The organism is Bacillus sp. FSL K6-2944 (genome assembly GCF_038005385.1).
GTDB lineage: Bacteria > Bacillota > Bacilli > Bacillales > Bacillaceae_G > Bacillus_A > Bacillus_A cereus.
This window is the reverse complement of sequence record NZ_JBBOTE010000004.1, coordinates 1-13,265: the sequence shown is the minus strand read 5'-3', so window position 1 is coordinate 13,265 and position 13,265 is coordinate 1. Positions and strand designations below refer to the sequence as shown.

The following is a 13,265-nucleotide window of genomic DNA, read 5'->3' as shown; positions in this document are numbered from 1 at the left end:
GCATATAGGAATAGATGTAGGGTTGAAAGAGTTCGCTAATTGTCAGATGAAAGGACCTATAAAATTTGAAGTTTTGCAATGGATGGAAGAAAGAGATACTCATTCAAATCAGGAAAATAAAGTGTCTAAATAAATTCGTAGAGCAAGGCTATGGTTTCATTCCAAAGTGCAAGTCATGCTAGGATTTAAGACTTTTCATATAGATTGATTACGAGATTAGTCTGTTCACAATTAAAAACAACTCATGCATCAATTATTGGAAGAGTATCTTTTATTTGCACTAAAGTCTATATTCTGAATAAAACGGTTCTTTTTTTTTGTTTTTTCATATACTATTAAAAATTATTGATTTTCAAGGAGGTAGTATTATGGTTATTTTACAAGATATATATAAAGGACCTTATAATGTGTTAGCTATTTCCCCTTTACAAAACGCAGATGTTCCTGTTTCAAATTATGATGAATTAATAGAAGATTTACAAACGGAATTGTTCCTTGGACGCAGTGAAAGAGCAATTGCAAGTATTTTAGAACGTATTGCAGACAATAAAATTAATTATCAAACTATTGTTATGATGAGTTTAGGTTTGGCCTCTTTCGCTGTACCAGCATTAGGCCTTCTTACCCCTTTTGTCGGACTTTTTTTCTCACTTCTTAATCCTGGACCTGAACCACCGACTGTTGAAGATATTTTTAAAGCTATGCAGCCTGCAATTCAAGATATGATAGATAGATCACTTACTCAAACCGAATTAAACCAGATGAATAATCATTCTGACGCACTACAAAAACAACTGGGCATCTACAAAGATGCAATGGAACATTTTTATAGCTTAACAAACCCTACTGATATTCAAGCAAATGATCTTCATAATCAAATAGATTATACAAATAATGTTTTACAAACAGGCTTAAGTTTTTTCAAAACAAAAGAGTATGAAGTACTAGGATTACCGTATTATACTATGTTTGCAACAATATCTTTACTTTTACTGTCTGATAAAGTAAAACATGGGTTATCGTGGAAGTATAGTTCTGACGATATACCATTCTTTGAAGGACAATTTAATGCTGCTACGCAAGAATATAGTTCGCAAATTGTAAAGATAATGCAAACTATGACACGTGAACAAGTAGAGAGTATAGACTTTTATCAAAATGTTACAGGCTTTATGTCTACATGGCCAGGAATATCGCCTATAAACTATAAAATGAAAAATAATTTAGATAATACTCAAACATTTAAATACAAAGTATATAATCCAAATCCAGGGGATCCACCGATAACTGAGTATAAAATGTTTGATCGTACACCTATAGCCCAATTAAAGTCGGTTCCTTGTACAAATAATAAGACATTTGTAACAGCGATAGATACTATTAATAATTCTTACGGTTTAGGTATGGTAGATTTTAACACATACGCCTGGTATTTACAACCAACTGATCCTTCCGCCTGTGCACAGACCTATACTATAGACCCAATGCTCCCATTACTTGCTGAATGGTCTAGATATTTTAGCAATCCTGATTCTTTCGATCCAGGTCAACCTCCTATAGGCCGTGCATTCGCCTTTTGGACTAATCCTACTACGATTCCTGATGGAATTTTCTTTTTCCCTTATATAGACAATCTTCTGTATATTGGAGAACCTGGTTTTGGAAACAATGTCATTCATAACGGAATGAAAATATCTCAAATTAACAGTTTTTTTAATTTTAATTTTGTCAATATTTTAACGGTACCAGAAAATATCTCAAATGATGCAAATTCTATTTTATCTATTCCAGCTGAAAAGTATTCCCTAATAAATGGATGGAAATCCGTTCTAGAAGCCAATCTAAATTATCCAAATGAAGCTGTTACCGGTTCTACGCCATTAATTTCTACAGCTGTAAATCAGGATCTAGCTTTTAACGTTATTAACTTATTGCCTCCAAATGGTAGTTGGACGCAATATAAACTACGTGTTCATTATGCCACAGATGCAGATGGAGCAGAATTAAGTGTGATTAATTATGGATATAACGCACAATACTATCCTACACAAAGTAGTATAAAATTACCCAATACAGTAACTTTAAGTAACCAACAACCTTCAGATGTACAAGAAAATATATTACTAAGTTACCCAAGTACGAAAGGTTTATTGGGTAACTATATGATTTCTACAGATACGATACCAATCAATTTCGGCCAAGGTAAATGCCAGTTCACTTTACGAAATACAGGAGGTAAAAAAATTATTCTAGATCGGATTGAATTAATACCTGTTGAAAATCCTAATGCTCCTGGACCGATTGTAGATCGTATTCCTGACCAATTTTTTCCTGGAACACCTGCCCCGCCTAGCATATGGAAAAACACTAATGTTATGGCTGTACGAGCGGAATTAGATTTATATCCACTACCACCGGAATGGCTGGGGGGATATGTAGTAGACTTTCTTTTAAAAAACGTATCACAATCCACTCAACAAGCGCAAGATGGACAATTTTTATACGATCCTGTACCACAAGGATTTGATGAAATAAAAATACACGAAAGAGAATGGCCTGAAACTTTTCTGCTAGATGTATCTGTAAGCGGTACAATCTATGGACCGAAACAATCCGTATGATAAAATTCATTTTTCACTACTATAATATAAATATAAAAAACAACTATGACAAGTCAAGGAGATGAATTGTATGACAATATTAAACATGGATGAATCCATGTTCTCTCAAGTAAACTTCAACACTCTGCAAGATTTAAGGAATATTACTGCACAAGTTAACGCTTTATTTACCAATTTAACAAAAGATCAGTTAGCGTTAAATACCAGTGACTATTGGATTGACCAGGTGGTTATGAAAGTAGATTTGTTAGATCCTGCTGTATTTGGAAAAGAAAAAAAACAATTACGTCAACAAGTAAACAAAGCCAAACAATTATGTAAAATGCGTAATCTTTTGAAAAGTGGAAATTTTGAAAATATAAATACTTGGATAATAGGTCGAAAGGTAGTAATAACCAATCATAATCCATTATTTAAAGGTAAACATGCGTTATTACCACCAGCGAGTATATATCCTTCTTATGTGTATCAAAAAGTAGATGAATCGAAACTAAAATCCCATACACGATATCTATTCTCAGGTTTTGCATCACATGCGCAAGATTTACAAGTAGTCGTATCTCGTTATGGAAAAGAAGTCGATGAAACCTTACAAATCCCCTTTGAAACAGCATTTTCAACAACATCTGAAGCTACAGCAAATTGTTGTCAACCCGTTTCAAATCTAGGTGAGCCTACAACAATGATCTCTAATCCTTCGTCTTCACAAGACACACATTATTTTCAATATACAATTGATGTTGGCTCTTTACAATCTGATTATAATGTTGGCATTGAAGTTGGATTTAAAATTATTTCTCGAACAGGAATGGCTCGTTTGAGTAATATCGAACTGAGAGAGCAACGTCCTCTTACAGCTAAAGAAATCCGTGATATACAAAGAAAAGAACAAATATGGAGACAACAACTGAATCAAGAAGAGGGAAAAGTGATAACAACGTTACAAAGTATAGTGAAGCAATTAAACCGTTTGTATCAAAATGAAGATTGGAACGGAAGTATTAAATCATATGTAATGTATCAAGATGTTACCAACATTTCTTTACCAGACCTACCAAATCAAAAACATTGGTTTATGTCTGATCGAGAAGGCCCACACGCAGCCGTTACACGTATATTAAAACAAGCAGTAAATCGTGCTTTTCAACAAGTAGAAGATACCAATTGGATTAAAAACGGTAGTTTTACAAAAGGGTTCGATGGATGGTCGATAACAGGAGATGTGAATATCACCGTGCAGTATGGCCGCCCTATGTTAGAATTTAATCATTGGGATGCACAAGTTCAAAAAACAATCATAGTTCCATCAGAATTGGATAAGGAATATATATTACGTGTTCGTACACAGGGACTCGGAACGATTACCTTACAAGATGATACAAATACGTATGAATTAGCTATGAATCGAGAATCCTTTCAAATTAAAATGTTAGAACATCTATCGTTTAGTGGACCTTCTATTACAGTGAGTATTCAATCCGAAAATAATGCATTTGTATTGGATACGATTGAATTAATAGCAGAAACAAATACAGATTTACCATAAAACTACTCCTAGCTCCAATTTTCCTAATAATAAGACGGATCGTTTAGAATGGTTTAAATATGCTATTTTTCAACTGTAAGTATCATAGGATTTATACGCCGTGTGATTTTCTAATTTGAATTTTATTAGTTAAAATTAATTTAATATTTTTTCTAATAAGAATCTCCATAGGAAAACGGATTTATTATTCGTTTAGTTGCACACAATGATTATAACGAGTAACAAAGAAATAGTTTGTTTGCCAGAACTATCTTTTTGTAATTATATAAGGGTGAATTTAATTATATCGAAATAATAAATTCTGGTACAAATAAAAGATACGTTTCAAACAAAGAGGATTCCATTAGGAATCCTCTTTGTTGTAAAATCATTTTTAATTTTACAATTATACCAAAATTTTTTTAAAACAAACATGTTATGAATCAACAATTAGCTGAATATGAAATGGATGTTGATTTTGGACATAATGAATCAGAATCTTTTGGTTTACTAAATAGTTTCTTAAGTTGACCGTGTTCTTTTAACATTTTATTTCCGAAGGGTGTGATTACGATATGCGGAATTATGAGTGGAGGATCGTTTTTGGTTGAATGATTGTAACAACTGTGTAGAAGCAAGAGCCTATGATTTATCTATGATGTCTCTATAAATTCTTATATACAAGAAACTAAATAATTATTTATCAAAAGTTATACATCACACCAAATTTACCTTTGACAAAAGTATTATACTGAGTGGAGGTTCATGCTATACCTACGTATAATTTCCTCTGTAGATACGAAATAATTTCTTTTTTCGTATCTTATTTATTTTGTTAAACGTAATAAATATTCAAAAGGAGGTTTAATAAATATATAACAGATTAAACGGAGGAAGATGTGAAATGAAAAGGAAAGCATTAAAAGGATTTTTAGTAACATCAATTTTAACAGGAGGGGGGATTTTCATTCCCACTGTGACCACGCCTATAGCTTTAGCTGAAAATACACAAGAATATACAGGGCTTTCCCCTTCGTTACGAAAATTGGGAGCACAGTCTACTCTGATACAAATGTTTGTAGACCAAGCTTTGACACGCCCTAATATACGAATGAGTGAGATTCCGGCATTACTCACACGTCAAGTATTCATTAAACAAGATTTACAAGAATGGTCGTCTGAAATATATCCACATCTTATCTTAATAAATGCAAAAATTAAGGGGTTTACCTCTAAAATGAATAGTTACTATCCAACACTAAAACAATGTGTTGATAATGATGATTTTGGAAATGAATTTTCAGATAGATTAGAAGCGCTCCGAGAGTTGGGTAATTCTAATCAAGATAAAATACAAAATCATATCAATGAACTGCAATTTTTCCGAACGCAATTGGGTAATAATATAAAAGAATTAAATAAACAAATAGCAGTGGGACAACAAATCTTAACAACATCAGAATCGGGTAAGATAGATCAATATAAAAAAGATTTAGTGGATGCTAAGACTACGATACAAAAAGATTTACAAGAAATTGCATTGATACCAGGAGCTTTAAATGCCAAAGGATTTGAAATTTTTAAAGACATGTATGGTTTATCTAAAGGAATCATTACACCAGCTGCAGAAATAGCATTAGCAGCAATCAATAAAGGAAAAGAAATTGAAGAATCTATTGTAGAGGCAGAAAAGGCGGCAGAGAAGGCAGCGAAAGAAGCTGGAAAATCTACTCAAGAAATAGAATTAGCAAAAAAAGAGGCTAGAGACAAAATTGAAGAGAGTAAAAAAGGAGAATTGGCAGCCGCAGCTGCAGCAAAATCTCAAGAATATGATTTAATGAAAACAATCGATATTGAAAAAATTCAACAAACATATAATAGTTTTGCAGAAGTTAATAAATTAACAGCATCACAAAAAATATATTTAGATGATTTACAAAAACAGAATCAACTCATTTATACATTAACAACAAAATTGACTGTAGCAGATATACAAAAGGTAATGTTACTTGAGATGCAAAATGATGTAGATACGTTTGAAGAATTAATCAATCAAGAGTTAACATTACTAGATAATTATAAAAAAGATTGGGAGCAAATTAAAACGTGTATGACGCAACTCTCTACAAATACAAGTAATCATGATATGCAAGTTATCCAACTTAAAAGATTAAAAGAGTTTAGCATGCAATTAGAAGAACAAACAACTCAATTTAATAATACAGGTAATTCACTTTAATGAAATAGGCGAATAGCATAGAAGAGTGGATGAAAAAGTAAGGAGAATACATATGAAAAAATCCCCCTATAAAATTATATCTGCTGCGACCATGATAGCAGCAATAACAACAGGTAACATTCTACCTTCTACACATGTTTTAGCGCAGGAACAAATAGTGCAAGAAGAACCCAAAAGTACATATTCACTAGGACCTACAGGGATAAAAGAAGCGTTGGCTGAGACTGGATCGAATATACTGGTAATGAATTTATATGCAAGTACGATGTTAAAACAACCTAATGTGGATTTATCTGGAATAAATCTAGGGGCAGAGGGTGAAAAATTAATTAAACAAATTCATAGTGATCAAGAAATGAGTCGAGTAAATGCAAAATATTGGATGGATACCGCAAAACCGAAAATCCAAAAAACGACGCGTAATATTGTCAATTACAATACTCAGTTTCAACAGTACTACGATACGCTTGTGGATGCAGCAAAACAAAATAAGGCTCCTGAATTAAAAGAAGGATTGCAAGATCTTTATAATACAATTAATCTTAATGCAAAAGAAGTAAGTGAAGTTATACAAATTTTGCAAAAATTCAAACAAAAGCTATATGTAGATTCGACGCAGTTAAAAAATGATGTTAGTGGACCCGATGATAAAGGTGGATTAACAGCTATTTTAGCAGGTAAAGATGCACTTATCCCGCAACTTCAAAGTGAAATTGAGAGTTTACGTGGCACTCAAAAAGCACATTTAGATAATGCGTTAGGCTGGGGAATTGGCGGCGGATTAGGAATGTTTCTTTTGCTTGGCGGAGCTATTGGTGGGACAGTGGCAATTGTCGTGACGGGTGGAACAGCGACACCGTTAGTTGTTGGGGCACTTGGGGCATTAACTGCAGCAGGCGTTGCACTTGGTACAGCTTCTGGAGTAATGCTATCTAAAAATTTAACCGCATATAATCAAATTTCGGATCAGATTGGTCAACTCAGTGAACAGGTAGGTGCTGCTCAGCAGGCCGTGGTTGCACTTACAAATACAAAAGCGACATTAACGGAACTATATCAAACCGTAGATCAAGCAATTGTTTCTCTAACAAATATGAAAAAGCAATGGGACACAATGGGCGCAAATTATAGTGTATTACTAGATAGTGTGGATTCAATGCAGCCACAAAACACATCTCTATTAGTGAATGACTTAGATGCAGCTAGAAAAGAATGGAACGATATTTATCAAGATGCAGATTCAATCGCAAAAGACATGGGATTTAAAGTGGAGTGAGACTACTAAATTAGCAGAGACTGTCTAATGAAGCTAGTAGATTTATGATATTTGAAGGCTTTAAATTATATTGGAGGGAAACACATGCTTAAAAAAATACCATATAAAGTCATTGCACTTTCTACACTTTTAACCTTTACAAGTACGGCTTTAACACCGCCTGTAATGACGTTCGCAGCCGAAATGGATCAGTCTAATACTGGAGTTAATGATCTTTCTGCGAATACAGATAAGATGCAGCAAACTTTAGAAAAGGCTGGGGAATTTGCACAAATTATGAATCAATATTCATATATGTTAATTCGCAACCCAGATGTAAGCTTCGAAGGAATTGATATTAAAGGACATAGTGAATTACCTAGTAAAGTTGTACGAGATCAACAGAATGCGAGAAAACATGCTACTACATGGGATACGCAAGTCAAGCGGCAATTGATAGATACATTAACAGGGATTATTGTATATGATACTACCTTTGATAATTATTATGATACTCTGGTACAGGCAACTCGAACGGGAGATAAAGAGGTATTAAAAGAAGGTATTACGGACTTGCAATCTGATATTCAAAAGAATAAGCAGAAAGCAGTTGTCTTAATTGAGGCATTAGAACAATTAAGGGATGCGATGGGAGAAGATTCTAGAGCATTTCAAACCAATAAAGAAACGTTGAATTCAATTTTAAAAAATCAAACAACGGGTCTCGACGATGATGAGATAGCTATGCAAAAAGTGTTAGATCAAATTAATCACTTTAAACGAGTACGACGTGATGGAACTATTGTTGTTGCAGTACCGACAATATGGACATGGATAGCTGGTGGCATAATGTTAGGTGTAGCACAATCTGAATTAAATAAGTTAGAGCCACTATTATTACAACTGAATCAAACTATAGATTATAAAAAAACATTGAATCGAGTGGTAGGTGTTGCAGCGAATAGTGTGACTAAAATGCACATAGAAATTGATAATGCAATTGCAGCTGTAACATATATGAAAACCCAATGGGATGATTTAGATGCTCAATATGTGGGTGTACTTGAAAGCATTGAGGCAGCGGATAAAAAAGTAAATGCCGATAAATTTACATTCCTAATTCCTACGTTAAATACAGCAAAAGAGAACTGGAAAACGTTAAAAACAGATGCAACCACATTAAAAGAAGGATTGAAGGATTTAAAGATAGAAGAGGATTCAACACAAAATTAAAATTGAATATAGTTGATTTTCATGTATAAAGATACATGTTACTGAAGTTTGTTAGTGAAAGAAAGCTTGTATAATCATAACAAGCTTTCTTTTTTGAGCTTTTACAAATAAAGGATAATTTTATCCCTTTCGGCAAGAAGTTGGTCTTGCATTCACAGACTTGGTAAATGCTAAAGAGAAGGCAATGTCAATTCGTTACATATTTTGTGAACTGACTCTTTGAAACAGTCGTCTACTTTTGTGTTAAGAAAAATTTTTCTTCTATATTGTAGACAACATACAAAATGGTAGTTCATTCATGATAGGGTTGTTTTCATTCTTCTATAATGTATCAATTTGTTAAAACTAACCATATAATGAATATGTTCTTTAGGAGTAGGGAGGGTGCTTTTATAGATTGGTAAACATAGGTAATGAAAATATCTATATTCCGAGAACTTCCTATTTTAATTAATCCATAAGGGTATTAAGTGGTGATTTTTTACAAGTAATGAAAAACGTCTTTATTTAAACGCTTCTAGACATCTCGTATATATTGAACGCCTATCATTTAGTAAGGATTGAAGGGAATATTTCTCCGTCCGTGAACAGAATGTTATTTCTAGGGATAATTTATAGAGAAGATGAAAGGGGTGGTTTTCGTACTCTATTTTCTTTCTAGAACTTCCTATATTAAGTTAGCAAGTAGCCTCTTGTAGCTAGTTTATGAAATGCTGTTGGTATAACCAAATCGACAAAATTCGCCTACTTAATGTTAGGCTAGCGCTTTTTACACGCTTTAAGAAAGATAAATTTGTTATAGAAAGGATAATTAAATGATGGGTGCTTCACAAAATAAACATACGGTATATTCTTTTTGTGGTCCTATTTCTTCTAATTCTCATACTAAAATTTTATTTTATAATCCGTTTATTTATAAAAATGTAGGTTTTATCAGTGTTCAAAATTTCCGTGAAAGTGATTCGGCGTTTTTTATAATTATTTTGGATTCTTGTGGAAAACGAATGATGTGTATCGATTCAGATACAACGTATACAACTTCAGTTAGTCTTTTAAAATCACTAGCCGTAATTGCAAAATCTCCATATATTGTAGGGGAGTATTCTTTACAGCTTCAATATGTCTTGTGAAAATATGTATGTATTATAGGACACTTGTACAATCATTTCCTGTTATTTATCATTTTATATATTATAAATTATATTCATAATGGGAAGTGAACTAAATGTGCTATTCTTCAAATGCTAGTGGCTGTTGTCCGCCATCTCAATTTGTGTCTGAAAATATATGTGGGGTTTTTCATGCGGATTTTCCAGTCGATGTTTTTAATGATTTTACGGGATTTCACTTAGCGACAATTACAATTAAGGCAGATTCAAATTCTGCACCTATTCTAGTTACAGCCAAGACCCCTTCAGGGACCATTATTTTAGATAATGGGTTAAATCCTGATAATTCACAAACACAAACATTACCTGCTGTTAAAATTGTAACAGTTTCTCCTTTTTCAGAAAAAACATTAATAGCTGGAACATACTGTATTAATATTATTCGTAGAGTACGTTAAATCATTATTTACTAATTCCTATCAGTATATATTCTCTCTCATAATCAAAATTATATAAAATGCCTATTTTATTTAGTGTGCAATTGTATTACATGGCGGAATATATTTGTTATTACGTTGTAGTAAGTTATGTAATTAGTATTCTGTGTATATGTATTACCAACAGTCTGTGATCCTATTTTTTAAATAGGGTCTTTTAATGTTAAAAATAATAACAGTAATAAACTATTTAATGAAATTAGGAAGAATTTATCCTTTTTTCGAGGCATATTAAAATAGCGGTGTTAGTATTGTGTTTCTGCCCATCTAGTATATAGAAGTATGATTTTTCCAAGAAGATATATTTTCAAATTGTCGTTAGAAAATTATGGGGGGAGTAGTTCACATAATTATGTTGTTTTCTAGGCTCATGCGGATTCTTCGTATTTTTTCTGCATCTATGAAAGTATTTTTAAAAATTGAATAGATATATACTGTAAGAGTTACTTGCTTTTTATATAAATTAATCAATGAAAAAATCTTGTATACAATTATTTTTCCATCTAAATAAACAAATAATTTAAAGGATTGTTATTTTTAAGTAATTTAGATTTTTATTTTTTGATTAGAAATTTATAATCGTATGTAAGACGGGAAAATTCACAAAATGAACCATTTCGAGCGATTTGAATTCGGTATGTTTTTTGTTAATTCTACAGTATATGTATAGGGAGTTATCTGATATGAATTTTATTGAAATTATAAAGTATAATTTTGATTCTCTGCAATCATATAGTCAACAGGAATTAATACAATCTGTACAAACGTTAGATTTATCACTTGAAAATATCATGCCCTATATTACAGAACCACAACAGCTGGAATACGGGCGAAACATCATTTATCATACTAAAAAACTTGAGGTAATGGTCCTCTATTTTCCGAGCTTAGCAAAGACTCTGATTCATGATCATGGTACCTCCATAGGATGTGTGTATGTCGTGCAAGGTAGCTTACAAAATCATTTATATATTGAGGGTACCGGAGAGAACAAACCCACATATACTCAAGTACAGCAATTTACACAAGGTGATTTGTTTTCTATTAATAATGATACGATTCACATGATGCAAAATCCCACCCTTTTTCCAACTATTACCTTTCATGTGTATTCTCCGCCATTAGAAGGAGTCAAGACTCACTTTGCTTAAATTAATTATTCTAAGAGATAGTTACTTTTTATACTTTATTTACTTTGAAAGGAGCTATTATGAATCAATTTAAAAATCATTTTGTCCAAAGTTTGCAGGATGGGCGCAGTGTGTGGCTTGAAGGAAAAAAAATTGATGTCACAAAGAATAAGAACTTTGAAGGTACACTGACTACTATTACGAAATTATATGATTTGTTTGCGGATCCTTCTCACCAGCAATTAGTAGGTTATCTAAGTCCTAAAACGAATACATGGGTTCATAGGGCTTTTTTAGTCCCTAGTTCTTATGAAGATATATTAAAAAGAAGAGCTGCTTTTGAAACATGGAGTTATATGACAGATGGAGTTATGAGCCGTCTATCTGATTATGCTCGCTCTCGCTTAACAGGCTGGTACTCATCTCGCAAATTATATACAAAATTTGATTCGCAATTTCCTGATAAAATTACAAATTATTATGAGGAAGCCAGAGATCAACATCGTTTTATAAGTGTTATTCAACGTGATCCACAAATTAATCGATCTATTCAGCAGACAGCTAATATAGATGAATTAGGACTACTACGAATTACGAAAAAAACTACAGATGGAATTTTTTTAAGTGGCGCTAAAATGATTGGCACTGCAGCCCCCTATTCCAATGACTTACTAATTTATCCCTTGACTAGAATAAAAAGTGAATTGAGTTCCTTAGCTCATTTTCTTATAGTTGCCGCTAATTCTCCTGGCTTGCATATGGTTTGTAGGGAGTCGTTTGCAACCGATTTGTCACAACAGGAAAATGCACCTATTAGCGCAAGCTATGATGAAATGGATGCGCTATTAATCTTTGATAATGTATTTGTACCGTGGGAGCGCGTATTGTTGTACGATAGTCCAGAGGCGCTATGGGCATTAAAAGCCGATATAGCTTCTAATAGTTTGGCGTATCATCAAGCTGTTGTTCGATTATTAATAAAATTAGAATTTGTCACAGCAATTGCTTGTGAGATAGCAGAAGCTATTGGTGCTGAATCTTATTTACATGTGCAAGAAAAACTTGGAGAGCTTATTATGCAGATAGAGGTGATTCGTTCGCTTTTATTAGCAGCAGAAAGAGAAGGGGAAATAAATGAATGTAACGTATATATACCAAACTTTAAATATATTGAAACAGCAAGAAATTTAGGGACCAAGTATTATCCCAGAGCTATTGAAATTTTACAACTTATAGGAGCAGGCGGGTTTATACAATTACCTTCGAGCATAAATGATTTTCAAAGTCCATTAGCACCTTTGTTGAAAAAATATTTTAAAGGTGCTAATATCTCTGCAGACAAAAAAACTAAATTGTTCAAGCTAGCATGGGATATAATAGGTAGTCCTTTAGGATCACGGCATGAATTATATGAACGATTTTATGCTGGTGATCCCATACGTAATATGGCTAACCAGTATATAAATTATGATAAAAGTAAATTAAAAAGTATGGTTAATAAATTTTTAAATGACTAGAATGCATTTTTGCTCTTGATCATGCACAAGTGGATAATAAGTTTGTAGGTAAATTCAAGAACTTAGGAAAAAATTCTAAGTTCTTGAGGGTATCTGTAGACTATGAATTGTTCGACATGTATAGCGTGCTACATCATTA

Annotated in this window: 9 protein-coding genes and 1 pseudogene; 9 read left to right on the top strand and 1 reads right to left on the bottom strand. The window is 32.7% G+C overall.

Annotation, left to right across the window (positions count from 1 at the left end; all coding sequences use genetic code 11):
• Window positions 1–368 precede the first annotated feature (368 nt).
• The 5 genes from MHH55_RS30455 (at window position 369) to MHH55_RS30435 (ending at window position 8,873) form a co-directional block, all read left to right on the top strand.
• A complete protein-coding gene (locus MHH55_RS30455) occupies window positions 369–2,621 on the top strand; it encodes an insecticidal delta-endotoxin Cry8Ea1 family protein (RefSeq protein ID WP_340882011.1) in 2,253 nt (750 codons plus the stop codon).
• Between the two features lie 70 nt (window positions 2,622–2,691).
• Window positions 2,692–4,167 (top strand): hypothetical protein, encoded by a 1,476-nt coding sequence (locus MHH55_RS30450; RefSeq protein ID WP_078186821.1) that lies wholly within the window; start codon window positions 2,692–2,694, stop codon window positions 4,165–4,167.
• A gap of 883 nt (window positions 4,168–5,050) precedes the next feature.
• Window positions 5,051–6,385, top strand: coding sequence for an HBL/NHE enterotoxin family protein (locus MHH55_RS30445; protein ID WP_078186822.1), 1,335 nt, complete (start codon window positions 5,051–5,053; stop codon window positions 6,383–6,385).
• Between the two features lie 52 nt (window positions 6,386–6,437).
• Window positions 6,438–7,661 carry an HBL/NHE enterotoxin family protein gene (locus tag MHH55_RS30440; RefSeq protein WP_078186823.1) on the top strand — a complete coding sequence of 408 codons (1,224 nt, stop codon included), beginning with the start codon at window positions 6,438–6,440 and terminating at the stop codon, window positions 7,659–7,661.
• Between the two features lie 84 nt (window positions 7,662–7,745).
• Window positions 7,746–8,873 carry an HBL/NHE enterotoxin family protein gene (locus MHH55_RS30435; protein WP_078186824.1) on the top strand — a complete coding sequence of 376 codons (1,128 nt, stop codon included), beginning with the start codon at window positions 7,746–7,748 and terminating at the stop codon, window positions 8,871–8,873.
• A 188-nt stretch (window positions 8,874–9,061) separates the two neighbouring features.
• Here the strand turns inward: MHH55_RS30435 and MHH55_RS30430 are convergent.
• Window positions 9,062–9,169: pseudogene (locus MHH55_RS30430) on the bottom strand (transposase); the annotation flags it as partial.
• 522 nt (window positions 9,170–9,691) lie between these two features.
• On the opposite strand from MHH55_RS30430, the gene MHH55_RS30425 reads away from it, so the two are divergent.
• The 4 genes from MHH55_RS30425 to MHH55_RS30410 all read left to right on the top strand — a co-directional run bounded on the left by MHH55_RS30425 (window position 9,692) and on the right by MHH55_RS30410 (window position 13,126).
• Complete coding sequence (locus tag MHH55_RS30425) at window positions 9,692–10,003, top strand: hypothetical protein (protein ID WP_078186826.1); 312 nt, start codon at window positions 9,692–9,694, stop codon at window positions 10,001–10,003.
• A 95-nt stretch (window positions 10,004–10,098) separates the two neighbouring features.
• Window positions 10,099–10,440 carry an S-Ena type endospore appendage gene (locus MHH55_RS30420; protein WP_078186827.1) on the top strand — a complete coding sequence of 114 codons (342 nt, stop codon included), beginning with the start codon at window positions 10,099–10,101 and terminating at the stop codon, window positions 10,438–10,440.
• A 722-nt stretch (window positions 10,441–11,162) separates the two neighbouring features.
• A complete protein-coding gene (locus tag MHH55_RS30415; protein WP_078186828.1) occupies window positions 11,163–11,630 on the top strand; it encodes a cysteine dioxygenase in 468 nt (155 codons plus the stop codon).
• 59 nt (window positions 11,631–11,689) lie between these two features.
• A complete protein-coding gene (locus MHH55_RS30410) occupies window positions 11,690–13,126 on the top strand; it encodes a 4-hydroxyphenylacetate 3-hydroxylase family protein (protein ID WP_078186829.1) in 1,437 nt (478 codons plus the stop codon).
• Window positions 13,127–13,265: the final 139 nt, after the last annotated feature.